Source organism: Heliomicrobium undosum, from assembly GCF_009877425.1.
GTDB lineage: Bacteria > Bacillota > Desulfitobacteriia > Heliobacteriales > Heliobacteriaceae > Heliomicrobium > Heliomicrobium undosum.
Genome location: NZ_WXEY01000018.1, coordinates 26,016 through 52,155, shown reverse-complemented (window position 1 = coordinate 52,155; position 26,140 = coordinate 26,016). Strand labels below are relative to the sequence as shown.

Sequence of the window (26,140 nt, the reverse complement as noted above, 5' to 3'; positions counted from 1 at the left end):
TTACTCCATCGTCTTCATCTTTTCCGCCTGATCGGTCGTGATCAAGGCGTCGAGCACCTCGTCCAGATCACCGTCGAGGATCGTTTCGAGGCGGTGCAGCGTCAGGCCGATGCGGTGATCGGTCACCCGCCCCTGGGGGAAGTTGTAGGTGCGGATCCGCTCCGAGCGGTCGCCCGAGCCGACCATGGACTTGCGCGCGCTGGCCATTTCGCCGTGCTGCTCCTCCTGGGCCTTCTCCAGCAGGCGCGCCCGCAGGACCCGCATCGCCTTCTCGCGGTTTTTCAACTGCGACTTCTCATCCTGGCAGGAAACGACGATACCGGTGGGCAAATGGGTGATCCGCACGGCCGACTCGGTCTTGTTCACGTGCTGGCCGCCGGCGCCGGAGGAACAGAAGACATCGATGCGCAGTTCGTTCGCGTTGACCTCGCTCTCGACCTCTTCCGCCTCGGGCAGCACAGCCACCGTGGCCGCCGAGGTGTGGATACGGCCGCTTGACTCCGTCGCCGGCACCCGTTGCACCCGGTGGACACCGGACTCAAACTTCATCTTCGAAAAAGCGCCCTGGCCTTCGACGAGAACGATGACTTCTTTGAAACCGCCGATATCGGTGTAGTTCGCCGAGAGCAGTTCCGTTCGCCATCCCTTCCGGTCGGCAAAACGGCTGTACATGCGATAGAGGTCGCCGGCGAACAGCGCCGCTTCCTCGCCGCCGGTGCCGGCGCGGATCTCGATGATGACGTTCTTCTCATCATTGGGATCCTTCGGCAGCAGCAGGATCTTCAACCGCTGTTCCAGTGACTCTTTTCGGCCCGAGAGTTCGTCCAGTTCCACGGCGGCCATCTCTTGCAGTTCCGGATCGGACTCATCAAGCATCGCCCGAGCATCATCGATGCCCTGCAGGACGCCCTTGTACTCCCGGAAAGCCTCGACGATCTCCGTCATCCCGGCCTGCTGCTTGGCATGGCGCTGCCAGCGCGTCTGGTCGTTGATGATCTCAGGGTCGCTGAGCAACTGGGTCAACTCTTCGTATTTTTGTTCGATAATTTCCAATTTATCGATCATCGGTGTTCACCTGTCACATTTCTTTTGTCTCACAACATATGCCAATAGTCAAAAATGCCCATCGTCAGAAACAGCCAAAAGTCCGCCAATGCTCGGGAGGCCGGTCCTACCCGGCATTGCAAACGGCCGCTGGCTCCTCTTTGAGCGGTCCTTGTTGACCCGGGGCCAACCCGTCTTTGACGACAGTCTCTCGGGACTGGGACGCCGCTGTCTGAGGAAGCACCGCCTGAAGCGCCCGGATGGCCACTTCGACCTGCTTATCGTCGGGCTCCCGCGTCGTCATCCGCTGCAGCCAGAGGCCGGGCTGGATGAAGAGGCGCATCAGCCAGAAGCGCGGGTAGCGACCGGAGAGCTTGATGATCTCGTAGCTGATCCCGGCGACAAAAGGAACGAGTCCCAGCCGGTAGATCACCTTCCAAAAGAGCGTGGCATCAGGCAACAGGGAAAAGGCAAAGATTTTAATGACCATGACGAAGAGCAGGAAACTGGTCCCGCAGCGCGGGTGCAGCGTCGTCTGCCGCTGAGCCTTCGCCACCGTCAGTTCTTCGCCCGCCTCGTAGGCGTGGATCACCTTGTGCTCGGCGCCGTGGTATTGAAAGACCCGCTGGATGTCGGGCATTCGCGAAATCGCGGCGATATAACCGAAAAAGATAGCGATCCGGACGAATCCTTCGATCACGTTCTGCAAAAAGAGGTTGGGGACCATCTGACGGGTCAGGTGGGCCGCCGCCGTCGGCAAAAAGATGAACAGACCGGCGCCGAGGACCATGGCCACAGCGATGGTGACCGTGATCTCCCAGGGGGTAAGTTCCTCTTCCTCCTCTTCTGTCGCCTTGCCGGCAGAAAAGGAGAGCGCCTTGATACCCAGGATCAGCGCATCCAATAGCGCCCCCGTTCCGCGGAGGACCGGGGTTTTCATGAGGACGCCGTTCATCCACGATGCCACCGGCTGCTTCTCAATGACGATCTCGTCATTGGGGCACCGGACAGCGATGGCCATCTCATCGGGACCACGCATCATGACACCTTCAATGACGGCCTGGCCGCCATATTGAAATTTCCCCATTCACTTCTCCCCCGATAGAAAAAGAGCAGAGCTTGTGCAGGCTCTGCTACGCAGTTTATAGACCGTACTTTTTCTTGAACCGATCCACCCGACCGCCGACTTCAATGTTGCGGCTTTTGCCGGTGAAAAAAGGATGGCATTTGGAGCAAACGTCCACTTTGATTTCTTTGCGGGTCGATGTCGTTTCAAAAGACTCGCCGCAGGCGCAATGCACTTTTGCCCGGTGCACTTGCGGATGGATGCCTTCCTTCACAGGGCTCACCTCTTTCTCCAAGACCGGAACGCGGGTCCGGTCAGACTATGGCTCTCAGTAACAAAGGAGATTATACCATAGCCCTAAAGATGGCGCAAGAAAAATGATCCCAGCTATGTCCGGTATTTCGGACATTTGGCCCATAACTGCGCCAGCATTTTTTTACACATCGGCAGATGCGCCGCGCAGGTACGCTGCCGGGTTGACGGCCCGGCTGTCCAGGCGGACCTCAAAGTGCAGGTGCGGCCCTGTGGCCACACCGGTTGCGCCCACTTGCGCGACCGGCTGCCCTCGCTCCACCGCATCTCCTTCGTTCACCAGGATCTTACTGCTGTGGGCATACAGGGTCGCCACCCCGAAGGAGTGTTCGATGATCACCGTCCGGCCGTACACAGCTTTCCAGCCGGTGAAAACGACGCGGCCCCGCTGAGCGGCCCGGATCGTCTCGCCCTTGTCGGCGGCGATATCGATCCCATGATGGAAGGCGCCCCTCCGCGGACCGTAAGGGGATGTGACGGTCCCTTCCAGGGGCGACACCAGGGATGACAAAACAGCCCCCCTGGATGGCAGCGCCTGCTTTGCCTTACCCGAATCGGTATCGCGGCGCGCCTCGTAGACGACGGGATCGCCCGATAGCGGTAGGCGCAACGATTGTCCCGGCTGCAACAGGCCTGTCTTCAGACTGTTCAGTTCCCGCAATTGGGCGACGGAAAAGCCGTAGACGCGGGCGATGCCGTAGAGTGTCTCTCCCGGAGCGACGCGGTGCAACCGCCATCTCTCCGTCGCGCCCTCGGCAAGGCGATCGGACGCGCCTGGGCTACGGCCTTCGGAAGCCGCCGGTTCCTGGGCAGTCTTTGCCTCTCCCCTATCGGCCGTCTCCGCCAGCGCCAGGTCGCCTTTCAACAACCGCCAAAGGTCGCCTTCGGCGGCGAAGCCAGCGCTGGGGAGCAGGAGAAGACAGAAGATCAGCGAGAACAGCAAGAGACGGTAGAACCCCCTGGGGCGCCTGCCGTCTCTTTGTATCGGGGTCATGAAAATGTATCACCTCAGAATGCTTTACGGTCCATCCGGTAGTCTAACCGGAAACCGCGCCGGCTATTCGAGGTTCGCCTGGAGCGCCCGCTTGGCAAGCCGTCGCTGGTTCGCCCAGTGTAGGACAGGGAAATAGGCGACGACGTAAGAGATGACCACGTTGATGGCGCTGCCGGTGATAAAACAAAGGCCCATCTCTTTCCAGAAGCGCAGTTCCCAGAGGCTCCCTCCGGCGGCCCCCTGCAGCGGCTGCCCCCACACCAATGATCCCACGGCCAGGTTGGCGGTGATGAACAAGGGGATCGCCCATTTGAACAGCACCGCTGTGATCACTGCCGCCATCCTGTTCCCGCGCAAAAGCGCCGCCGCGATCCAGGCAGCGACCAGACCCAGACCGAAGAAAGGGCCAAACCCAGAGGCAAAGCCGAGGGCGACGCCCCGGGCCAGCGGTTCCGGCTGATCCTTGAGCCGCAGCAGCCGCAGATAATGAAAGCGGAGAAATCGCTTGCACCGTATCCATGCTGTCAAAACATAATCCCTCCCACTTTCATAAAGAAGACGCAACCGGGGAAGCGCTATCCCTGCGCTTCGCTGCGGCCCCAGCCGAAATGGGGCTTTCGATCCAGCCTATGCAGCGCGTTGATGAATCGAACAGTGCCTGTGCGACCGCGGATGACAACCGTATGGGTCACAGCGCCCTGGGCGGTGTACTTGACACCTTTGAGCAGGCTGCCGTCGGTGATCCCGGTGGCAGCGAAGATCACGCCGTCGCCGCGGACCATGTCGTCGAGCAGGAGGATCTTGCGGGGATCTTCGAGACCCATGGAGATGCAACGGGCCTCTTCCTCCGGCGTCTCCGGGCAAAGGCGTCCCTGCATCTCGCCGCCGAGGCAACGGATGGCGGCGGCAGCGATAACCCCTTCGGGGGCGCCGCCGATGCCCATCATGATATCGACGCCTGAATCGGGGAAAGCCGTGGCCACGGCAGGCGCCACGTCTCCGTCCGGGATCAGTTGAATCCGGGCGCCCGCTTTCCGGCAGCGACCGATAATCTCGGCATGGCGGGGGCGGTCAAGGATGACCACGCTCAGTTCATCGATTTTTTTGCCGAGCGCGTCTGCCACGTTCTTGAGGTTATCCTCCACCGGCGCATCGAGATGGATGCGGCCCACGGCGGCAGGTCCCACAGCGATTTTATCCATGTACATGTCCGGTGCGTGAAGTAGGCATCCCCGGTGGGCCGCCGCCAGGACGGAGATGGCGCCGTTCAAACCCTTTGCGACGATGTTGGTGCCTTCGAGGGGATCGACGGCGATATCCAACTCAGCCTCGCCGCCGGCGCCCACTTTTTCGCCGATGTACAGCATCGGCGCCTCATCCATTTCCCCTTCACCGATCACGACAACCCCGTTGATGCTGACCGTGTCGAACATGGCGCGCATCGCTTCGGTGGCCGCGTCATCGGCGGCATGCTTGTCGCCTCGCCCCATCCAGCGAGCCGACGCCAATGCGGCGGCTTCGGTGACGCGAGCAAACTCAAGAGCCAGTTCCCTGTACATCCTGTTTCTCCTCCCCTTCTGCGCGGCGCTCGCCCTTTTTCCCATCGTCCCCATTGCCGGCTTCCCCAGAAGCCGACAATGAAGGCGATGCGCCGCGCAGGGATACAAGCTCCTTCTGCGGAGCAAAGATTATGCTTGATTCGTCGAATGGCGGATCCGATTCGGGAAAAAAACGGGCCGGCCTCCCGAGCCGGCCCGCTCTGCAACGCTGCTCCGCAGCCTGGTTCGCTTTGGAGGTTCCCTGTTTGGTGGCTACTTGTCTTTGACTGATTCCCAGTCTTTCAAGAAACGCTCAATCCCCAGGTCTGTCAGGGGATGCTTCACCAACTGCATGAGGACTTTGAAAGGCACCGTCGCGATAGGAGCGCCGGCGCGGGCCGCAGCGCTCACATGGACGGGGTGGCGGATGCTGGCGGCGATGATCTCCGTAGCGATGCCGTGGATATCGAAGATCTCCACCAGTTCACGGAGCACATCCATGCCGTCGTGGCCAATGTCATCAAGGCGGCCCACAAAGGGGCTCACATAGGTGGCGCCGGCGTTGGCCGCCAGAAGGCCCTGGTTGGCCGAGAAGATGAGGGTCACATTGGTGCGGATGCCTTCCTGGGCCAGCCGCGCCGTCGCCGACAAGCCGGCGGCGCACATGGGGATTTTAATGACGATGTTCGGATGAATCTTCGCCAGTTCCCTTGCCTCGACGATCATTCCCTCCGCATCGGTGCTGATCACCTCGGCGGAAATCGGTCCATCGACGATGGCGGCGATCTCCTGCACCACCTCGCGGAAGTTGCGACCCTCTTTGGCGATTAGAGAAGGGTTGGTCGTGACGCCGCTGATCACCCCAAGCCGGTTGGCTTCCCGGATCTCGTCAATGTTGGCGCTGTCCAGAAAAAAGCGCATCGTATCCCCCTCCTAGGCTTTGCCGTTGGAACCAAAGATACGGATCTTTTCCCGAATGACCTCACTCATCTTCGTCTTGGCGGGACCGAGGATCTTGCGGGGGTCGATCTCCCGCGGGTTTTTCTCGATCGCCTCTTTGACGCCGTCGACAAAGGCTTCCCGCAGGTTGGTGTCGATGTTCACCTTGCGGACGCCAAGGGTGATCGCCTTCTGAATATCTTCCTCCGGAACACCGGAGGAGCCATGCAGGACGATGGGGATGTTGACCAACTGGCGGATCTTGGCCAGACGGTCGAAGTCGAGTTCGGGGCGGCCTTTGTACTGCCCGTGGGCGGTGCCGATGGCCACGGCCAGGGCGTCCACCTTCGTAGCGTCCACAAACTGCTTCGCTTCGGCAGGATCGGTGAAGAAGGCGTCACGCTCGTCGACGTGGATGTCATCCTCGGTCCCGCCGATCTTGCCCAGTTCCGCCTCAACGGACACACCGACGGCGCGGGCCACTTCCAGGACGCGGTTGGTCAGGGCGATGTTCTCCTCCAGGGGGTACTTGGAACCGTCGATCATGACGGAGGTAAAGCCGCTGCGGATGCACTGGATGCACTGGGCAAAACTCGTGCCGTGGTCTAGGTGCAAGGCCACGGGGACAGATGCGTTTTCGCCGGCCAACCGGGCCAAGGCGACGATATATTCGAGTCCGGCATACTTGATCGCCCCCTGGGAAGCCTGGATGATGACAGGGGCTCGCTCCGCTTCCGCCGCGGCAACGATGGCCTGGACGATTTCCATGTTGTTGCAGTTAAAGGCGCCGACGGCGTACTTGCCCTCTTCGGCGGCGGCAAGAAGTTGGGAGACTGGAACCAATGGCATCGAGACATCTCCTCCTACATCGTTATCCTTGGAATGCTTTCGCCAAACAAGGCGATATTCCCTTCCCGCTAGTATGCCCATCAGACGGGTAAACAGGAAAAGACCGCGGAACAACTGGAGTAAAGTCCGCGGCGCCTGTCACGATTCGGTTATGGTGATGATTACGGAGATTTTTTCCGCCGCCGCCGGCCTCGCCCGCTCTCCCGGCTCCCAGGGGCGGCGCCCTGGATTTGCAACTCGGCGCAGCGCTTCATGACCTGCAGGTCGTTGTCCGATTCGGCATAGCAGACATAGGTGTTATCGCAAGCCTCACAGCGGAGTTCCACCCGCTCCGGGTACACCTCCACGTTGATCTGAAAACTGCCGCAGGAACAGGATAGAGCGCCCTCCTCGGCCAGTTTGTGCAGCCGTTCGAGGACGGCGTACATCACTTCGGGGTTTTCAAAGTAATCGGTCAACCCCAGGTTTTCCGCCATCTCCTGCAGGGATTTGTCCTGGTTCAAGATGGCCGTTTTGACCTTCTCCCGAGGACCGATGAAGCCGACTTCGACCATCGTCTCGGCGCAACGGAGTTCAGTCAGTTGCTGAGACCAGAGCTGTTCCCGGGGGAACCAGTGGAGGTGTTGGGTTTCGCACATGATGCAGTGCGCCTGCAGCCAAAACCGCTTGCGGTCCTTGCTCCCCACCGTCATCAGCCCGGCTCCGCAGGAACAATGCAACTTATGCACTTTTCTTCCCGCAAAGGCAAACAAGGACAGGGCGTGAAAGTCCATGCGGCCACAGGCGGGACAACGAAGAGCCACGACTGTCATGGTGGACAGGATCATGTGGAGAACCCTCCTTTCTACCCCCAGTATTCAACGTAACAGGGCAAAATCCTTTTTTGTCAACCCCGATATTCGAAAGGAGATGATCGCCACCGGGAAATCTTTCGCGTCAGTTCCATCACATCGAAGGGCTTGATCACGTGGTCCAAGATGTCGAGGGCGCTGGCTTCCTTGATCAGGGGAAGCTCCTCATAAGCGGTCATCAAAATGACCGGAATCCGGTGGCCTCGCCGGCGCGCTTCCGCCAGCGCCTCGATCCCGGTCATGCCCGGCATCTTGACATCGAGCAGCATCAGGGAATATTCTCTTCTCCCCAGCTTTTCAAGGGCCTCCGCCCCGCTCGCTGCAACTTCAACGGAAATGCCTGCCATGAGGAAGGCTTCGTGCAACAGGCGGCGGACACCTTTCTGGTCATCGACGACCAATACAGATTGGGAATCGCCCATGCTTCCGTTCCACCTCTCCCGCAAGCACCGATCATCTTTCTGAACCGAAACACCGGGCGGCTGCCCCAAGGGCCGCGGACTGCCCTAGCATACAATCTTTGCATTTCACGTTGATATTTCGTTACAAGAAAAGAAAATCCTGCCTGTCTGAGCGACGAGCAGGATTTTTATCACAAGTTTTCATCACCATGCAGGATCTGTCCGCCATGGGAACGGTCTGACTCAACGGGACGACAGGGGCAACGTTCCGATCGAAGGGAGCATGGACAGGATAATCAAGATAAACAGGAACAGCGTAAGCATGAGTAGCAGCAGTGGCAGCAGGAGGACGAACACCGCCCGTCCCGTGGAAAGCCGCAAGGCCGCTTTGATCGCCAGCGCCTGCAGGATGAAGATCCACAGGGTCACCGCAAAGACGCCGAGTCCCTGCATCGCTTGTCCGCCAGGGGCGTACGCGCCAATCAGGCTTAGGGGCGCGTAGAGGATCATGGGCCAATAGGCCAGCCCGAGGGAGGCCAACAGGCCTTTGGCGTTGCCCACGCCGCCAAGCAATTCACCGATGAGATTGAAGAAGCCGGTCATGAACAACCAGATAAAGACGCCAAAGAGGACACCGAACATACTCAAGCGGGCCATCAGCCCTTCAAAGACCGGCCCGGCAAGTTCCGGCGGGAAGGGACTGTCCAGGCTGCCTGCGCCACCCAGGCTCAGATCGATGATCAGATTGACAATAGATGTAGCCAGGACAACGGACAGGGCCAACCCGAGCGGTTTCTCCCGCGCGGCGACGGAAAAGGCCAGTTTCGGCTTGACCATCACATGATAGAGGTAATCCCAACTGTTCCAGCGGACAGGAGGTTCGTCCCCACCGTCTCGCGGCGTCTGTTCCCAGTCGGCGTTTTCCCCGGGGCCAAGAGCCGGATCGCATCGGACAGGAGGCGCCTCTCCTTGGCGCTCTGTCACGATCGGGCAAATCGGTCCCCGTTCCGACTCCCTTGGCTCCATCGCACCCGACCCACTCGGCTCTATCGCGTTCGACTCGCTTGACGCTGTCTCACCCGACCGGATTGCAAGGTCATCCTTCCCTACTTGGTCTTCTGGTCTCTCTTTCTCCATAACCGACCCTCCGCTTCATCCTTCCTCACACCGGCGATCACGGCAGGGGATTTTTTTGTTTCAACAGGTCAAGGAGCCGCGACCACTCTTCAGGAGAAAGGGTTTGCCCGGAAAGGCTCGAACCGCTCCAGCGGCTGCTCATGCCGGATAATAAGCGGTCCAGGGCTGAACCCCTGCCGTACTCGCGGATATCAGGCTCGCCTGATATCCCTGCCATCGTCCCCGCCAGGGCCACGGCGTCGTAGAAGTTGCCCAGTTCATCCACCAGCCCCAGTTCCTTGGCCTGCCGCCCCGTAAAAACCCGCCCGTCGGCAAGGGCGCGCACACGCTCATGGGGCATATGGCGGCCTTCGGCCACAACGTCGATAAACTGCTGGTAGATGTCATTGACCATGCCTTGCAGGATCTCCCGCTCTTCCGGCGTCATGTCCCGCGCCGAAGAGGCGATGTCCTTGTAGGGTCCGCTCTTGATCACATTGGGCCGGTAGCCGATCTTCTGGTAGAGTTCCGTCAGGTTGGCCAGATCGAGGATCACCCCGATAGAGCCCGTCGTGGTGGCCGGGTTGGCGACGATCTTGTCGGCCCGCGCCGCCACCCAGTACCCGCCAGAGGCCGCCACATCGCCCATGGAGGCGACCACTACCTTGCCGCTCTCGCGAAGGCGGTCCACTTCGCGGCCGATCTCCTGAGAAGCCGCTGACGTTCCCCCAGGCGAGTTGATCCGCAGCACCACCGCTTTGATCTGCTTGTCCTCCTGAAGCCGGCGCAGCGTCTCGATCACTTGGCCCGAACCGGATTCGCCGCCAAGCAATCCACCGCTGGCCCCGGCGTCGGCGATCAACCCTTCGAGCCGCACCACGGCGACGGTGTTGCCCGCCGAAGGGCCGTCGGCGCGGTGCGCGCCCGGCCGGAAGAGAATGAGCAACACTGAAAGAGCCACCACCGCCAGGACCGCGCCTACCACCCACTGTTTCCTTTTTGCCAAAACAACCCGCCTCCTCTGGCTAGACTCGTCCTTAGTCTAACCGTTCGCCCTAAGGCAAGACGGCCAGTTTTATTCCAATCCGGCGGCCCGTTCCTCCCTGCGCTCGCTGCCGAGTCTTTGCAGCATTGTCGACTCGGCGCTCACATGGACGCGGGGCACATTCAAAGCCACCACCGTCCGCCGCGCCGGAAGCTGGACGACCGTCCCAGGCTGCACATCGGGGATGCCGGTCACATCGATCATCGTCATCTGCATGGCCACTTTGCCAAGCACCGGCGCGCGCCGTTCGCCGATGCGGGCCGACCGGGCCGTCGGACCGAGGCCGAAGTAAGCGGCCGATGTCTTCACCAGCACCTTGGCCAGGTCCCAGAGGCTCACCGGCATGCTGACCGGTTCGAGTTGGTAGCCATCCACATAGCCGACAGGCAAGACGGCCACCTGGGTCTCGCGCTTGGTAACGAAGGCGCGACCGTAACCGACGCCGTGCCCCGGCGGCAGGGTGGACACATGGGCCACCCGCGCTTTCAACCTCCAGACATCGCGCAAGGCCAGACCGGCGGCCACTGGTCCCGCCGGCTGTCCGTAGAGCAGGGTGCCGATGCGCACCCCGTCAAAGTGGTACTGAGGGAAGGCCATGGCCGCCGCCGAGTTGGCCACATGCTTGACCGGGATCGAGAAGCCCGCGTAGGCCTCCATGGCGGCCACTGTCTCCCGGAAGCGGGCGACCTGGCGGTGGACATGGCGGACATCGCCGGTCGCCGCCGTGGCCAGGTGGGTGAATGCCCCTTCCAGGTACAACTCGTCTTGGCCTACAATGGCCGCCACCAGCAGCGGCGCATCGGAGGCAACAACCCCCGTCCGCCCCAGACCAGTCTCCACCTTGATGTGGACAGGCAGCCCCCGCCGGCCCTGACGCCGGGCTTCCTGGGCGATCAGCAAGGCCCTATCGACGGCGCTCACACTGGCCGTCAGACCGAAACGGACCAGATCGCCCGCTTCTTCCGCCGTAAAGGGGGCCATCACCAGGATGGGCGCATCGATGCCGCTCCGGCGCAGTTGGACGCCTTCGCTCACATGGGTGACGGCCAGCCGGTCGACGCCGTTCTCAACGAGGCAGCGGGCGCACTCGACGATGCCGCAGCCGTAGGCATTGGCCTTGACGACGCCGTAAAAGATCTTTTCATCGCCGAGATACTGCCGGATCGAACGCGCGTTGTGGGCCAGGGCGTCCATATCGACCTCGACCCAGCAACCCAACCCCCGGGCAGCTTCATCCCGTCGCATTTCTTCGGCGCCAGCGCCCTGCGGGCGAATTACGTTCATCGGTCTTCGGCCTCCTTGGCTTTACGATCCCTTCCGGCGGGAGAGAAGCTTGCGGACGAGGTTTTGGTACATGGGCTCGGCCACGTTCCAGAAGTGATAGAAAAAGGGCTGGTATACCCGATCATATTCACCGATAAAGCCCACATAGTCGCCGTTGAAACCGCGCTTGAAGCGGACCAGGCCGTAAAGGGGATGGTCTTCGCCGACATGACCGGGGACGCCGCGAAAATCGTAGAGGGTGCAGCCGTTGGCCTTGGCCCAGCAGATCATTTTCCACTGGATCAGGTAGTTGGGCATGACGTTGCGGTGGCGGTTCGACGAGGCGCCGTAAATGTACCAGGCCTTGTCGCCGAGGATGAAGGCCAGCGTTCCGGCGATGACCTCCCCCTGATAGCGGGCGATGAAGAGCTTGGCCATCCCCGCAGGGACCAGGTTGTCCCACATGTCCTCAAAGTAGGAGTAGGCGCGCACGAGGAAGTTGTCCCGCTCGCAGGTTTCCTTCAGGACCTTGTAAAAAACGGGGAGTTCCTCCTTGCCGCAGTCCTCGTCGATGACGACGCCCTTCTTCTCAGCCAGACGTATGTTGTAGCGCGTTTTTTGATGAAAACGCGCGAAGACCTGGTCCAGGTCGTCCGATATGTCGAGGCGGAAGACGAAGCGCGGTTGGACACCCTCAAAACCCTCGCCCTTGTCGACGAGGCGAAAGCCACGCGAACGGAGGTAATCGGTCCATGCCGGCGCCGGGTCGATGACATCGGGATCGATCTTCAAAAAAACGGCGTTCTCCCGCCGGGCCAGCGCCTCGATCCCTTCCAGCAACCGATCGGCTGCGTCGGGGCGCGCCGGATCGATAACCGGACCTCGGGGCGCGTAAAAGATATGCTTGCCCAGCGCCGGGATGCGCCGCTTGAGGATGGAGACGGCCGCCACCGGCGTCCCCGCTTCCTCCACCATCAGCCGGTGCGGATGCCAGCCGGTGCGGGACTTCACATCGCCCCACTCCCAGGACTGGAGCACATGACCTTTCGGGTGCTCCGCCATAAATCGGTTGAAACGCTCCTTATCCTGGATATCCAGTTCGCGAACGTTCAAGTTGGGTATTCCCCTTTCTGTTTTCCCGCTCATAACTGAGGAGACCTTTCCGAACCCTCAAAAAGGACTGCGAAAAGGCCTCCGATTTTTTCCGTCTGTATCCGATTATGACTGATGCTGTTCGTGCTTGTCCAATGCGGCGTTGATAAAGTCCCGGAACAGGGGGTGAGGCCGATTGGGCCGGGATTTGAATTCGGGGTGGAACTGGGAGGCGACGAACCAAGGGTGGTCAGCCAGTTCGATGACTTCCACGAGCCGGCCGTCGGGCGAGGTGCCGGAGATGGTCATGCCGCCTTTTTCCAGGGCAGCTCGGAAGTTGTTGTTGAATTCGTAGCGGTGGCGGTGCCGCTCGTAGATGACCTCTTCCTGATAGGCGTCCCAAGCCTTGGTGTTGCGGTTCAGGCGGCATGCCCAGATGCCCAGGCGCATGGTGCCGCCCTTCTCCTCCACGTCCTTCTGCTCCGGCAGGAGGTCGATGACAGGATGCTCTGTCGCTTCAGCGAACTCGCTGGAGTGGGCATCCTGCCAGCCCAACACGTTACGGCTGAACTCGATGACAGCCAACTGCATCCCTAAGCAGATGCCCAGCATGGGGATGCCCTTTTCCCGGGCGTAGCGAAGGGCCGTAATCTTGCCTTCGATGCCGCGGTCGCCGAAGCCGCCGGGCACGAGGATGCCGTCCACATCAGAGAGGAACTCTTCCGGATCGGCGCCTTCCAGATCGGCCGAGTAGATCCACTTGATCTTGACGGCGGCGTCATGGAAAAGACCGGCGTGGCGCAGCGACTCGGCGACGCTCATATAGGCGTCGGGCAGGGCGACATACTTGCCGACGAGGCCGATGGTGACCTGGCGCTGGGGGTTCTTGATTTTTTGGACCAGGGCCTCCCAGTCCTTCAGATCGGGCTCGCCGCACTGCAGGTTCAATTTTTCAATGATGATGTCGTCGAGGCCCTCTTTTTTCAGCAGAAGGGGCACTTCGTAGATGGTCTCGCAGTCGACGTTTTGGATGACCGCTTCCGGCTCGATGTCGCAGAAGAGGGCGATCTTCTCTTCCAGTTCCTTCGGGAAGGCCTTTTCCGTCCGGCAGACGATCACATCAGGCTGGATGCCGATGCTGCGCAGCTCCTTGACAGAGTGCTGCGTCGGTTTCGTCTTCAGTTCGCCGGCGCTGGAGATGAAGGGCATCAGCGTCACATGGATGTAGGCGACACGCTCCTTGCCGATGTCCGACTTCATCTGGCGGATCGCTTCCAGGAAGGGCAGGGACTCGATATCGCCGACGGTGCCGCCGATCTCGGTGATCACCACGTCAGGGTTGCTCTCGCGAGCCACCCGCAGGACCCGCTCCTTGATCTCGTTGGTGATGTGGGGGATGACCTGGACGGTCCCGCCGAGAAACTCGCCTTTGCGTTCTTTCGAGATGACAGACCAGTAAATCTTGCCGGTGGTCACGTTGGAGGCCTTGGTCAGGCTGATATCGACAAAGCGCTCATAATGGCCCAGATCCAGGTCTGTTTCCGCCCCGTCGTCAGTGACAAAGACCTCGCCATGCTGATAAGGGCTCATGGTGCCCGGGTCGATGTTGATGTAGGGGTCAAACTTCTGGATGGCCACTTTGAGGCCGCGGCTTTTGAGCAGGCGGCCGAGGGAAGCGGCCGTAATCCCTTTGCCCAGGGAAGACACGACGCCGCCGGTGACAAAAATGAACTTCGTTTGCATTTCCATGCCTGCTTTCTCTTCGACCGTTCACTCCGGTTCGGGTTTTACACTCCATCTATTCTACCCAAAGAGTGTCAAAGGATCAACAAAAAGCGAGCTTATTCAGCTCGCTCCCAGTCATCATCTCGGACCCGACCGTAGTCATGGTCGCGATCATCATAATCCTCATCGTCGCCGCTCTCGCCGTCTTCATATTCGACGGTCTTGTTGAGCAAGGAGATGGTCGGGATGCGCCGTCCCGTTTTGGCCGGCGCCCAGTTGCGCAGGCCCCAGAGGCCGTTGCCGAAGTGGACGAAGCGCATATCCAGGTTCATCTGGGTGTAGATGGCGGCAATCGATTTGGAATCCTCGGGGTCTTCGTAGCCGATGCGGGCCAAGGCCTGCACGATCAGGCCGCGGAAGTGGGTGTTTTCCCCTTTCTCCTTCAGCAGTTGAAAGAGCACATCCATTTCGGTGACCCGGCGGCCGGTGTTGACGGTGGTGATGGGTTCGGACACTCTGCAGCACTCCCTCGATATCGTCGACGCGGTCCTTCTAGTATTTTACACTTGACTATACTACATACGCTCCGGTGCTGTCAAACCCATGCAGTGGAGAACGTTGCGGAGGACGACGCGCGAGTCGTCGACGAGGAGGAGGCGGGCGTCGCGGAGGGGCTTCTCGTCGGTGAGGACGCGGCAGTGGGTGTAGAAGCTGTGGAAGAGGGCGGCCAGGTCCTGGGCGTAGCGGGCCATGCGGTGGGGCTCCATCTGGGTGGCCGCCCGGGCAACCTCGTCAGGCAGGTCGGCGATCTTGCGGATCAGGGCGATCTCGGCGGGGTGATCGAGGACGGCCAGGTCGAGGCCGGAATCGTTCTGTTGACCCTGAGGCACGCTGTAGCCGGCTTCCTGGGCGGTGCGCAGGATGGAGCAGATGCGAGCGTGGGCGTATTGGACATAGAAGACGGGGTTTTCCGAGGACTGGCTCTTGGCCAGGTCCAGGTCGAAGTCAAGGTGGGAGTCGGCGCCGCGCATGACGAAGAAGAAGCGGGCGGCGTCCTTGCCGACTTCCTCAACCAGTTCGTCGAGGGTGATGTACTGACCGGTCCGCTTGGACATGCGGACGATCTCGCCGCCCTTGTAGAGGCGCACCAGTTGCATCAGGATGACATCGAGTTTCTTCGGGTCGTATCCGACAGCCTTGACGGCGTTTTTCATCCGCGAGACGTGGCCGTGGTGGTCGGCGCCCCAGATGTTGATCACCCAGTCGAAGCCGCGGTCGAACTTGTTCTTGTGGTAGGCGATGTCGGCGGCGAAGTAGGTGGGGATGCCGTTGGAACGGACGAGCACCTCGTCCTTCTCCTCGCCGAGGGCCGTCGCCTTGAACCAGAGGGCGCCTTCGTTTTCATAGATGTAGCCGTTGGCGCGCAGCGTTTCGAGTGTCTGTTGGATGGCGCCGGAGTCATGGAGGGACTGCTCGGAGAACCAGACATCATAGACGACGCCGAAGCGCTCCAGGGTCTGGCGGATGGCGTCCAGTTTCTCCCGCAGGGCGTACTTGACGAGCATCTCCCGGCGCAGGGAGGACTCCATGTTCAGGTATTTGTCGCCATCTTTGGCGATGAGGCCGCGCATCGTCTCAACGATATCCTCGCCATGGTAGCCTTCCTCGGGAAAGGGCACGTCGCGCCCCAGGAGTTGCAGATAACGCGCCTCTAGCGATTTAGCAAAGTTTTCGATCTGGTTGCCGGCGTCGTTGATGTAAAACTCCTTTTGCACATCAAAGCCAGCCAGGCGGAGCAGGTTGGCCAGGGTGTCGCCGAGGGCGGCGCCGCGGGCGTTGCCCATGTGCAAGAGGCCTGTCGGGTTGGCGCTGACGAACTCCACCTGCACCCGCCGTCCGGCGCCGGCGTCCGAAGCGCCATAAGCGTCGTCAGCCTGCTGGACCGCCGGGAGGACGGGGTAGAGCCATGCGTGGTTCAAGGTGAAATTAATGAAGCCCGGACCGGCCACTTGAATGTCCTTCAGCCAATCGCCTCGGTCGATGCGGGCGACGATCTTCTCCGCCAGTTGGCGGGGGTTCATGCGGGCCTCCCGGGCCATCAACATGGCCACATTGGTGGCAAAATCGCCATGCTGTTTTTCACGGGGCACTTCCAGAACAAAGGCCGGCACTTGTGTAAAGGCCACTTCTCCGGCCTTGCGCGCCTCTTCCAGCGCTTGGGCGACGGCGGCCGTGATGCGGCGGCGAATATCTTCAACGAAGTTCACTGAATCTATTTTCCTCCTTCACAGTAATCAAGAGGGAGTTGTCGCTCAGCTTGCGCTGATCAAACTGCAGTTCATATTCCAAATTGATGGAGCCGCCTTTATCACCGAGGTCCACCTGCACCTTGGAGGGGATGACGCCCATGTGCATGCTGCCATAAGGGGTGACATAGACCGACTCGTTGAGGACGCCTTCCTCGAAGGTCTGTTTCAGTTCCGAGCGACCCATGCGGTTCAGGGTCACCCGGTTCGTTTCGATCTTCAGGGAGGTCGTAGTCCCTTCCATCCCGGAAATTTCAGATTCGTTATAGACGATATAATAGGAGTTGGGCTTGATGAACATCTTGCCTTCGGTGACGAGATGGATGGTGTCTGTTTCCCCAACGTCGTTCCTTTGGGTTCCCAGGACCGATACCAGCACGTCCTTTTTCATCCGAACGCCCTCTTTCCTATAAAATTGCCTTAACAATTCGGTGACAGACGGCGGTTTCCTCCCGCCTGCAACCATTTTTCCCGGGAATTTGTGATCTTAGGATCGTACAGGGGCATGCTTGTCCCTTTTTATTCAGCGTCCACCGGTGGCCCGCAGCTTCAACTCCTCCAGGTCGCAGATGACGATCTGCTGGCGCTCCACTTCCAGGATCTTCAGGCGCTCGTATTCAGCCAGGATGCGGGAGACCGTTTCCCGCGAGGTGCCCACGATCTGGGCCAGTTCCTGCCGAGTCAGATTAAAATCGATACGGGTTCCCCGGCTGTCGGGGACGCCATAATCATGGGCCAGCTTGAAGAGGCGCGCCGCCACCCGGCCATAGGTGTCGAGGAGGGCGAGATTCTTCATATGGCGATAAGCCTGGCGGAGCCGCCGCGCCTCCACCTGCAGGCAGGCCGCGGCCAGCGGCGGGTGGTCGGCCACCAACTGCCGGAACTCCTCCAGGGGCAGCCGGCTCACCCGGGCCGGTTCCATCGTCTCCGCCGTGTAAGGGCTCGGCCCCGGATCGAAAGCGACGATCTCACCGAAGATGTCGCCGGGGTCGACGATCGACACCACCTTCTCCTGGCCGTCGGGGTTCATCTTGGCCAACCGCACCTTGCCCTCATGGAGGAAATAGACGGCGTCAGCCGGCTCCCCCTCCTGCAAGAGGGGCTGGCGTTTTTTCAACACCCGTTCCCCCACCCGCCCGGCCAACTGCTGTAAGACCTCCTCCGGCAAGGAGGCCAGCACATCGATCGCCTTCAGGGACTCCCAGTCGATGATCATCATCGCCTCCCTTTACACCTTGGGAATGTTCCGCCCCGAGAAAATCTCATACATCTCTTTCTTCACGCGTTGCTTGATCTTTTTCTTTTCGCCAGGCAGTAATTCTTTTTTGGCTGTTCCGAATAAATAATTGTCCAGGTCGAATTCCTTCAGCAACATCTTGGTGTGAAAGATGTTGTCCTGATAGACGTTCACATCGATCATCTGGTAGAGTTCCCGCGTTTCCTTGGCGATGTAATTCTGAATCGAGTTGATCTTGTGGTCGATGAAATATTTTTTCCCGCTCACATCGCGGGTGAAACCGCGCACCCGGTAGTCGGCGATGACGATATCGGAACTGAAGCTGTTGATCAGGTAGTTCAACGCCTTCAACGGCGAGATCATGCCACAGGTGGATACGTCGATGTCGGCCCGGAAGGTGCTGATCCCCTTGTCCGGATGGCTTTCCGGGTAGGTGTGCACGGTGATGTGGCTCTTGTCCAGGTGGGCCGCTACGGCATTGGGGATGAGGGTGGCGCAGTCCTCGCCTTCCGCATCTTCGCTCCCGTCTCCATTTTCGAACTCGTTCACGGTCTCATTTGTGTTCCCGTTGCCCTGCCCATTTTCCGCGTCCTGCTCGACCTTGCCCTCAGAGATCAGCATGGTTACACTGGCGCCCTGGGGATCGTAATCCTGCTTGGCGATATTGAGAATGTTCGCGCCGATGATGTTGCCACTTCGATCAAAATATTGGTCAGGCGCTCCGAGTTGTACTCCTCGTCGATATACTCGATATAGGCCTTGCGGTGTTCCGGCGTTTTGGCGTAACAGATATCATACATGTTGAAGCTCAGTGTCTTGGTCAAGTTGTTAAACCCGTAGAGCTTCAGCTTTTTAATCGATTTAATCTCCATACTCTTCTCCCCACGCATTCCTATTTTTTCAGCCCGTGTTTTCTCTCATTTTCTCAATAAGTTGATTATCCGCTTGATGGCTGGACAGTGTCAAGAATCAACCCATATGTTATTTATTCGACAAGCATGCCATTTTTAAAAAAGCCCTCTTATCGACCTATTCCGATTCCAACGGATATGGCATAATCGAGGTACACCATTTGTGTAAGTCCTTAAAGGGGAAGAGAGGGAGAGCCGCGATGGCGAATGAAACCGCGCATACCATGGATGTGTCCCAACTGCTTCATCAACTCAAAGAAGCGAACAACGAGATGGGAAAAGTAGTGAAGACCATCGACCACATCACCAAGCAGACGAACCTTTTGGCCTTAAATTCCGCCATCGAGGCCGCACGCGCAGGCGAAGCGGGCCGCGGGTTCAGCGTCGTCGCAGCCGAGATCAAGAAGTTGGCTGACCGCAGCTTTGCTGCCACGAAAGAGAGCACCGACCTGATCGGCAACATCCAGAGCAAGGCGAACGACGTCATCGCCGTCCGCACCGCCGATGTGGCCTACGATACGATCGATAAGATCGATCGCAACCTCTTCGAACGCAACTGCGACGTGCAGGCCTGGGCCACCTTCGACAAGATTAAAGCCTGTCTCCGCGAAGAGACGCCGGCCAATGTAGACAGCGCGACGGCGTTGATGAAAAAAATCGTCGACATCTATGAGGTCTATTATGACCTGTATCTGGTCAACCGGGCCGGACGGATCGTCGCCTCCGGCGTGGACAAGTCGGTCATTGGCCTGGACATGTCGAGCCGGGGGTGGTTTGCCGAAACGATGCGCCGCAACGACGTATACGTATCCGACATGTACTACTCTGAGGCTGTCAAAGGCCACACGATCGCCTATTCCTGCCCCGTTCGCGATGAAGACGGCAACGTGCTGGGCGTCTTTTCCACCCGATTCAACTGGAACTTTATTTATGATATCATCGATTCGGCGCGCACCGGCAGCACCGGCGACATCTTCGTCATCAACAAGGCCGGTGTGGTCATCGGCGCCCGCAACCGCGCCGGGATCCTGCAGAAAAACCTCAGCCACCTGCAGGCGGCGCAAAAGGCCATGGCCGGCGAGACCTACGGCTTCACCATCGAGCAGGACGGCAACGGCAAGCTGCAGATCTTCGGATACGCCCGGACACGAGGGTACAACGCCTACAAAGGAAAAGACTGGTCCGTCATCGTCAGTGAAGCCCTGTAAAACCGTCCGCCGAAAATATACTGTCAATAAAAACCGCCCTTCCGCAGTTTACGCCGGAAAGGGCGGTTTTGCCTTATTCTTCTGCCTCCAGAAGATCGCTGGCCGAGAAGGTTTTGCTGAGCGGCTGCGCCTTTTCCGGCGCCTCCTTGCCGACGATCTGGTCGATCCGCTCGATCAGCACCTTGGGCTCATAGGGCTTCAGGATATATCCGACCACGCCGGCCGACTTGGAGCGCAACACGTCAACCGTGTTGCCGCTGGAGGTGACCATCATGATCGGGATAGACTTGGTCCGCCAATCGCGCTGCAACTCGGCGATCGCCTGGAAACCGTCCATGATGGGCATCATGATGTCGAGCAGCAGCAACTGCGGAGGCGGCTGGAGACGCTTAGCCATCTCCACCACATCCCGTCCATTGTGCGCAATGAAGACCCGATGGCCCTGGGGGCTCAGGATTTTTTTTAACAACTCGCAGTTTGCGATATTGTCTTCGCCGATCAGGATCCGCGCCACAGGCAACCACGCTCCGTATTTATGTTATGTGATGATCCTTCGATGTATCGGCTTCGTTCGCTAAGGCTTCGCGGATGTTCGAGTGGTCGGTCAGGCTATGATTTTTCCCGTTAGAAACCAGTATAATGGAAGTTGTTCACGGCGGAAAGAGATGATTGAGAAAAATCAACGCTACAGGGAAAGCGTACAAAAAAAGTGGTTCCATGGCGCGCCGTTTCTACGGACATGCAGGCCTGATGGCGGACGACAATGTTCTGGCAGACCGCCAGCCCCAGCCCTGTTCCCTGTTCCTTCGTCGTGAAGAAGGGGGTGCCCAACTGGGCTAACGCCTCGGGGCTGATCCCGCTTCCCTGATCGCAAACGGCCAGCACCACCGCATCGTCTTCACTATAGCTGCGGATGGTCAGTTCCCCGCCTTCCCCCATCGCTTCGAGACCGTTGCGAACCAGGTTGAGCACCAACTGGCGGATCTCCTTTTCCCCCAGATATGTTTCCGGAATGTGGCCCAGTTCCAGCCGGATGGCTTTTTTGCCTAAAGAGGCGTCCGCCTCCAGGAGGGGATAGAGCGCCTGGATGATGGTGTTCAAATCCTGCAACCGGAGATCCTCCACCTTATGTTTGGCCAGGGACAAAAACTCGGAGATGATCGAGTTGGCACGGTCAAGCTCTTCAATCATCAGGTCAAAGTGCTCTCTATGGGGCGCCAACTCGCCTTTTGCCCCCAGGATCTGAAGAAAACCGCGCACCGTCGTCATGGGGTTGCGGATCTCATGGCCGATACCGGCAGCCATCTGCGCCACCAGATTCAGCCGGTCGAGGCGGGCAAACTCCCCTTCCAACTTGCGGATCTCCGTGATATCGTTGACCGAATAGAGGTGGCAGCCGCGCCCCTCCAACTGGATCACCTCTGCCGAGACGAGCCAGATCCGGGCCTCTCCCCTTTTGACGGTAATCTTGCGCTCTATATTGCGAAACGCGCCTGGGGCGGGGGCGCCTGGGGCGGAGTCGCTTGCGGCCAAGGCGCCTGCGGGGAGTCTGTCCGGAACCGATCCGCCGGCCTCTTCTCCGATGAGACCCAGTTCCGGCAACCGTTGCCCGATCACCTCGTCCCGTTCATACCCGGTGGCTTGCAGGAAGCTCTCGTTGACTTCTATGAAGCGTCCATCCTCCATCGAGGTGATGCACATGGGGTGGGGATTGGCGTGAAAGGCTTTGGCGAATCTCGCTTCCGACGTGGTCAGTGCGTTGACGGCCTGCATCCGTTTGGTCACCTCCCGGGCGAGGTTTCGCTTCACCCGCCGGATATGGCGCGAGTTCGCGCGCACCTTATCGACCAGCGGATTCAATTCCGGGAGCACATTCGGCGACACGTCATCGTCATCCACCATAGCGGCCAGGCCAAAACCCTCGATCTCCTCGCGAAAACGGCTGAAAATCCGCCAGGCGCAGGCGATCAGCATTCCCGCCAGGATGGTTTCTATCAAAATCACCTCGGCTGTCCGCAGCACCACGGGTATATGAAAGTCTCTCAACCGGACGAAAGCCATGCAATAGACCGATTCCTCGCCAGGAACCGGCTGAACCAGGCCGAGGACCGGGGTGTTCCACCATCCCATGAAAACCGGTCCGCTTGGCCCAGACCCCTCCGGAGCAGGCACTGTCACGTAGGATACAAAATCTGCTCGTTCCTGCTTCGAGAAACTCGAAAAGTCTACACTCCGCAGGGGAAAAATATAATCCAGCACACGGATGCGGTATTGCTCATGGCGACTCAAAGCGAGAAACTCACTCTGCTCTCCCGAGTAGTACCCGATCGTCAAACCGGGATACATCCGTGAGATGTCGTCGGTCACCCCTTGCCACCGCTCGGAGGAAGCCCGCTTCTCCAACTCTACGGCGGCGGCGACGAGATCGTTCGACCGCTCAAAGCGCTCTTTCTTCAAAAACCCCATGTGAACGATCCCGCTCAGCAGGAATGTATGGAAAAGGACAAGCAGCACCATGGCCAAGTAAAACCGTTTCGTGATCGGCAACGGAAGCAGTTTTTCCCACCAGGTTTGACGGGGGTCGCGGAACCATGCGCGAATATTCAAGAGGAAACCCTCCGGTTTCTGTAGGACATCGCTCAAGCCTTTCGAATCACCGGGAACCCAAAAAGGCGTCAAAATAGAAAAAGGCTTGAACCCAAAATGGTTAAGCCTGACGCACGAATCGCATTCCTTCTCGCGTTCCTAATTTCCCATTTTTATCGTCTCTTCGAGAAAAATCTACAAACTCCTTCAGGAATATGTAGATTGGTCTTGAAAAGCCGGTGATGCTCCTACGTGAAAGCAACGGTATACTATTAACGAGACAAAATACGGCAAGACAGCCCAAGCCCGTCTGATTCAAGGCGACGCATCCGGTAAGGAGAAGGTATCGCCATGCTCGACACCCAACTGTCGATTTTTAAAACGGTCGTTGACAGAGGCAGCATATCCCTGGCGGCGCAGGAACTGCATATGACCCAGTCGGCCGTCAGCCAGCAGATCCTGAACCTGGAGGCCCACTTTTCCGTCAAGCTCTTTGACCGCCTTCACCGGCGACTGTTGATCACGACCGCCGGCAAGACGCTCTACCCCTTTGCCGTCGAATTGGAACAACTCTATGGACGCGCGCGCAACGCCATGCAGGAACTGACACAGGATATCAGCGGACTACTTCGCATCGGCGCCAGCTTGACCATCGGCGAGTATCTGCTGCCCAAACTGCTCGTCCTCTTCCGGCAGACCCACCCACGGGTTTCCATCACCATGGACGTGTACAATTCAGATCAAATCACCGCTATGGTCGTCACGGGACAATTGGATCTGGGATTCATTGAAAGCCCGGACCAACTCCCCGGCGTGCTCATCCCCTTTCCCTGCGGTGGCGACCAACTGGTGATCGTCGGGCCGGCAGACTTCGCCAACAGCGCGCCCCTTTCCCTGGCGGAACTCTTCCAGCGCCGCTGGGTGCTGCGAGAACCCATGTCGGGAACGCGCCGTTTTTTTGAACAGTTTCTCGAATCCCACGGCGCCCGGCCAGACGATCTGCAGGTGGTGATGGAACTGGGCAGCACCCAGGCGATCAAGGAGGCTGTGAAAGCCGGACTTGGCTTCTCCGTCCTCTCCCGATTCGCTGTCATGGAGGAAGTCGCCCAGAATGCCCTGGCGATCATCCCCCTGGCAGAGGGGCGCATCGACCGGACCTTTACGCTCTTTTATCACCGCGAGAAGTTCACGACCCTGGCGGTGGATTCCTTTCTGGACTTTATCCGCAACCGGATCATCGCGCCGGAATCGCCCGAATCGGGATTGCAGGCCGAGGAAGCGCTGCAGCCGTAGGCGTTTTTACATCCCGAGGAGGGTCTACAGCCTGAGAGAGCCTACAGCCCGAGGAGGATCATGCCGAAGCGCCCGAACAAGCTGAGCAGGATGGAACCGCCCAGTCCCATCAGCACCGGCGCAGCGCCCACTCGCTTGAAATCGCCGGCCCATACATTCAATCCCATCCCGGCCATCGCCATGGCCAACAGAAACAAGCTGGCGGTGACCAATCCGGCGGTGAGCGCCGGCGAAAAGACATGATAGGTGTTCAGCAGGGCCATGACTAGGAAGCCCAATACAAACCAGGGAACCGGCAGCCGGGGCTTGTCCTTGGGCTTGTCGTTACGCTTACCGTTGGGCTCGCCCTCATCCGCAGCCCCGACACCGCCGCTGCCAACCCCACCGTCTGCCCTGCCGGCGCGCCCTCGATAATACCAGTCAAGGGCCATGACGACGGGCGCCAAGAGGATCACCCGGCCCAGTTTCACCAGGATGGCCTGGTCGCTGCCGATCGCGCCGGCCGGCGCCGCCGCCGCGACCACATGGGCGATCTCATGGAGCGTCGCGCCGACAAAGGTCCCGTACTGCTGGGGAGACAGGGCAAGCACCGGCAGCAGGATCGTATACATAACCGTGAAAAGGGTGCCCAGCAGGGAGATCAGCGTCACCGACACGGCCACCTCTTCGTCTTTGGCCTTTACCGCCTGGGCGGCCGCGCCGATCGCTGCGGCGCCGCACACGCCGGTCCCGACAGCGATCAGCGTTGTCAGCCGTTCTTCCACAGACAGCCTCTTCCCGAGGAAATGAATGACCGTCACCGCAAAGACGATCACAGACAGGTCAAGCGCCAGCATCCGCCACCCGGCAGCGGCGATATCGGCGAGATTGAGCCGCACCCCCATGAGAATGATGCCGAGCCGCAGCAACACCTTCGCCGAGAAAGCGAAGCCGGGTTTCAAGGGAACCAGCCGGTCACCCGCCGCAGCGCGTACCGCCATCCCCAGCAGGATGGCTGAGACCAACGCGCCGAATACGGTGAAAGGAAAAAGGCGAACCATTTGTTGGGCCGACAGCGCCAGCAACGCCGTCAACAGAATCCCGCCGGTCGTCCATCGGTATTGCATGTCATCCCTCCTCATCCAGGCATTATGGTAATGCCTCGACAAGGCAGTTGTAAAATTACCGTTGACGATGTTTGACATCAGAAAAATCGATAGAAGGACGATACAAAAAGGGAACGCCGGCCAATGGCCGGCATTGTCTCAGAAAATACGATGCAACGGAGGCGGGAAGTCTATGAAATACCTCGTCACAGGCGGCGCCGGCTATATCGGCAGCCATACCGCCCTGGCCTTGTTGGCGGCAGGGGCGGAGGTGGTTATCCTCGACAATCTGACCACCGGGCATCGAGCGCTCGCCCCGAAAGGCGTCCCCTTCTACCAGGGCGATGTGGGCGACGCTGGATTGCTCCAAGAGATTTTCCATACGCACAGTATCGACGGCGTCCTGCACTTTGCCGCTAAAAGCCTTGTCGGCGAATCCATGCAGGATCCGGGGCGCTATTTTCTCGCCAACACGGGACAGACGACGGCGCTACTCCAGGCCATGGCGGAAGCCGGCGTCAAGCGCTTTGTCCTCTCCTCCACCGCCGCCGTCTACGGCGAACCGGATCAGGTCCCTATCCCGGAAGACCACCCCGTTCGCCCGACCAACCCTTACGGTCTGTCGAAACAACTGATCGAAGCGATGCTCCCCTGGTTTGCGCGCGTCCACGGGCTGAAGTGGATGGCGCTCCGCTACTTCAACGTGGCCGGCGCCGATCCGGAAGGCCGCAGCGGCGAACAGCACGACCCGGAGACCCACCTCATCCCCAACGTGCTTAAGGTGGCCCAAGGAGAGCGGGAATTCCTCTCCCTTTTCGGCGACGACTATGCCACCCCGGACGGCACCTGCATCCGCGACTACATCCATGTGAGCGACCTGGCCGACGCCCATGTGCTGGCCCTGCAGGCGCTCGCCGCCGGGCGCCCTTCCGGCGTCTGCAACCTCGGCAACGGCCAGGGCTTTTCCGTCTTGCAGGTCGTCGAGACCGCCCGCCGGGTAACCAGCCATCCCATCCCGCTGCGCATCGAGCCGCGCCGTCCCGGCGACCCTGCCGTCCTCGTCGCCTCCAACGCCCGAGCCATGGCCGAACTGGGCTGGCGACCCCGCTATGCTGATCTGTCTGTGATCATCGAGACAGCCTGGCGCTGGCAATCCCGGAAATAAAAAAAGCAAGCATACGGTGCTGTCCTGCCTCCGAACTTGCTGTTTCCTTGCCGACCCAGGACGCAGGCGATGACAAAAAATAGCGTTTCATAACGAAAAGTGGAGAATGCCCAG

Annotated in this window: 25 protein-coding genes and 1 pseudogene; 3 read left to right on the top strand and 23 right to left on the bottom strand. The window is 59.6% G+C overall.

All coding sequences use genetic code 11. The features are described from left to right. The 20 genes and pseudogenes from prfA to speD form a co-directional block, all read right to left on the bottom strand. Positions 1–1,065, bottom strand: coding sequence for a peptide chain release factor 1 (gene prfA, locus GTO91_RS13605; protein WP_161259278.1), 1,065 nt, complete (start codon positions 1,063–1,065; stop codon positions 1–3). 106 nt (positions 1,066–1,171) lie between these two features. Next, positions 1,172–2,131 carry a DUF1385 domain-containing protein gene (locus GTO91_RS13600; RefSeq protein ID WP_161259277.1) on the bottom strand — a complete coding sequence of 320 codons (960 nt, stop codon included), beginning with the start codon at positions 2,129–2,131 and terminating at the stop codon, positions 1,172–1,174. 55 nt (positions 2,132–2,186) lie between these two features. After that, positions 2,187–2,384: a 50S ribosomal protein L31 gene (rpmE, locus tag GTO91_RS13595; RefSeq protein WP_161259276.1), complete on the bottom strand. Its 198-nt coding sequence runs from the start codon at positions 2,382–2,384 to the stop codon at positions 2,187–2,189. A 162-nt stretch (positions 2,385–2,546) separates the two neighbouring features. Then, positions 2,547–3,365, bottom strand: coding sequence for a peptidoglycan DD-metalloendopeptidase family protein (locus GTO91_RS13590; protein ID WP_161259275.1), 819 nt, complete (start codon positions 3,363–3,365; stop codon positions 2,547–2,549). A gap of 114 nt (positions 3,366–3,479) precedes the next feature. Further along, the gene (locus tag GTO91_RS13585) at positions 3,480–3,944 is read right to left on the bottom strand and encodes a DUF2062 domain-containing protein (protein WP_161259274.1); all 465 of its coding nucleotides are present in this window, start codon (positions 3,942–3,944) and stop codon (positions 3,480–3,482) included. 47 nt (positions 3,945–3,991) lie between these two features. Then, the gene (gene glpX, locus GTO91_RS13580) at positions 3,992–4,975 is read right to left on the bottom strand and encodes a class II fructose-bisphosphatase (protein ID WP_161259273.1); all 984 of its coding nucleotides are present in this window, start codon (positions 4,973–4,975) and stop codon (positions 3,992–3,994) included. Positions 4,976–5,227: 252 nt separating this feature from the next. Beyond that, positions 5,228–5,875: a fructose-6-phosphate aldolase gene (fsa, locus tag GTO91_RS13575; protein WP_161259272.1), complete on the bottom strand. Its 648-nt coding sequence runs from the start codon at positions 5,873–5,875 to the stop codon at positions 5,228–5,230. 12 nt (positions 5,876–5,887) lie between these two features. Beyond that, positions 5,888–6,742: a class II fructose-1,6-bisphosphate aldolase gene (locus GTO91_RS13570; protein ID WP_161259271.1), complete on the bottom strand. Its 855-nt coding sequence runs from the start codon at positions 6,740–6,742 to the stop codon at positions 5,888–5,890. Between the two features lie 161 nt (positions 6,743–6,903). After that, the gene (locus GTO91_RS13565) at positions 6,904–7,569 is read right to left on the bottom strand and encodes a hypothetical protein (protein ID WP_161259270.1); all 666 of its coding nucleotides are present in this window, start codon (positions 7,567–7,569) and stop codon (positions 6,904–6,906) included. A gap of 59 nt (positions 7,570–7,628) precedes the next feature. Then, positions 7,629–8,015 carry a response regulator gene (locus GTO91_RS13560; protein WP_161259269.1) on the bottom strand — a complete coding sequence of 129 codons (387 nt, stop codon included), beginning with the start codon at positions 8,013–8,015 and terminating at the stop codon, positions 7,629–7,631. A gap of 222 nt (positions 8,016–8,237) precedes the next feature. Further along, entirely contained in the window at positions 8,238–9,131 is an 894-nt protein-coding gene (locus GTO91_RS13555) for a Yip1 family protein (RefSeq protein ID WP_161259268.1), read from the bottom strand. Positions 9,132–9,168: 37 nt separating this feature from the next. Beyond that, positions 9,169–10,116 carry a signal peptide peptidase SppA gene (sppA, locus tag GTO91_RS13550; protein ID WP_161259267.1) on the bottom strand — a complete coding sequence of 316 codons (948 nt, stop codon included), beginning with the start codon at positions 10,114–10,116 and terminating at the stop codon, positions 9,169–9,171. A gap of 69 nt (positions 10,117–10,185) precedes the next feature. Further along, on the bottom strand, positions 10,186–11,439 hold the full coding sequence (gene alr, locus GTO91_RS13545; protein WP_161259266.1) for an alanine racemase: 1,254 nt from the start codon (positions 11,437–11,439) through the stop codon (positions 10,186–10,188). 21 nt (positions 11,440–11,460) lie between these two features. Further along, positions 11,461–12,564: a lipid II:glycine glycyltransferase FemX gene (locus tag GTO91_RS13540; protein WP_161259265.1), complete on the bottom strand. Its 1,104-nt coding sequence runs from the start codon at positions 12,562–12,564 to the stop codon at positions 11,461–11,463. Positions 12,565–12,636: 72 nt separating this feature from the next. Continuing rightward, a complete protein-coding gene (locus tag GTO91_RS13535) occupies positions 12,637–14,253 on the bottom strand; it encodes a CTP synthase (RefSeq protein ID WP_161259264.1) in 1,617 nt (538 codons plus the stop codon). Positions 14,254–14,351: 98 nt separating this feature from the next. Continuing rightward, a complete protein-coding gene (gene rpoE / locus GTO91_RS13530) occupies positions 14,352–14,750 on the bottom strand; it encodes a DNA-directed RNA polymerase subunit delta (protein WP_161259263.1) in 399 nt (132 codons plus the stop codon). Between the two features lie 60 nt (positions 14,751–14,810). Then, positions 14,811–16,502: an arginine--tRNA ligase gene (argS, locus tag GTO91_RS13525; RefSeq protein ID WP_161259262.1), complete on the bottom strand. Its 1,692-nt coding sequence runs from the start codon at positions 16,500–16,502 to the stop codon at positions 14,811–14,813. Beyond that, the gene (locus GTO91_RS13520; protein ID WP_161259261.1) at positions 16,489–16,932 is read right to left on the bottom strand and encodes a DUF1934 domain-containing protein; all 444 of its coding nucleotides are present in this window, start codon (positions 16,930–16,932) and stop codon (positions 16,489–16,491) included. The genes argS and GTO91_RS13520 overlap by 14 nt, the downstream gene beginning before the upstream one ends. Before the next feature lie 132 nt (positions 16,933–17,064). Beyond that, a complete protein-coding gene (locus GTO91_RS13515; protein WP_161259260.1) occupies positions 17,065–17,757 on the bottom strand; it encodes a Crp/Fnr family transcriptional regulator in 693 nt (230 codons plus the stop codon). A gap of 12 nt (positions 17,758–17,769) precedes the next feature. Further along, positions 17,770–18,650: pseudogene (gene speD / locus GTO91_RS13510) on the bottom strand (adenosylmethionine decarboxylase). Between the two features lie 239 nt (positions 18,651–18,889). On the opposite strand from speD, the gene GTO91_RS13505 reads away from it, so the two are divergent. Then, a complete protein-coding gene (locus tag GTO91_RS13505) occupies positions 18,890–19,897 on the top strand; it encodes a methyl-accepting chemotaxis protein (RefSeq protein ID WP_170294246.1) in 1,008 nt (335 codons plus the stop codon). Between the two features lie 73 nt (positions 19,898–19,970). Here GTO91_RS13505 and GTO91_RS13500 read toward each other — a convergent pair whose 3' ends face one another. Both GTO91_RS13500 and GTO91_RS18205 read right to left on the bottom strand, forming a co-directional pair. Further along, positions 19,971–20,411 (bottom strand): response regulator, encoded by a 441-nt coding sequence (locus tag GTO91_RS13500; RefSeq protein WP_161259259.1) that lies wholly within the window; start codon positions 20,409–20,411, stop codon positions 19,971–19,973. A gap of 110 nt (positions 20,412–20,521) precedes the next feature. Then, entirely contained in the window at positions 20,522–22,504 is a 1,983-nt protein-coding gene (locus GTO91_RS18205) for an ATP-binding protein (protein ID WP_235919599.1), read from the bottom strand. A gap of 330 nt (positions 22,505–22,834) precedes the next feature. Here GTO91_RS18205 and GTO91_RS13490 point away from each other — a divergent pair, with 330 nt between their 5' ends. Beyond that, positions 22,835–23,776 (top strand): LysR family transcriptional regulator, encoded by a 942-nt coding sequence (locus GTO91_RS13490; RefSeq protein ID WP_161259258.1) that lies wholly within the window; start codon positions 22,835–22,837, stop codon positions 23,774–23,776. A 41-nt stretch (positions 23,777–23,817) separates the two neighbouring features. On the opposite strand, the gene GTO91_RS13485 is transcribed toward GTO91_RS13490, so the two are convergent. Further along, entirely contained in the window at positions 23,818–24,882 is a 1,065-nt protein-coding gene (locus GTO91_RS13485) for a YeiH family protein (RefSeq protein WP_161259257.1), read from the bottom strand. Between the two features lie 172 nt (positions 24,883–25,054). Here GTO91_RS13485 and galE point away from each other — a divergent pair, with 172 nt between their 5' ends. Then, a complete protein-coding gene (gene galE, locus GTO91_RS13480; RefSeq protein WP_161259256.1) occupies positions 25,055–26,026 on the top strand; it encodes a UDP-glucose 4-epimerase GalE in 972 nt (323 codons plus the stop codon). Positions 26,027–26,140 lie beyond the last annotated feature (114 nt).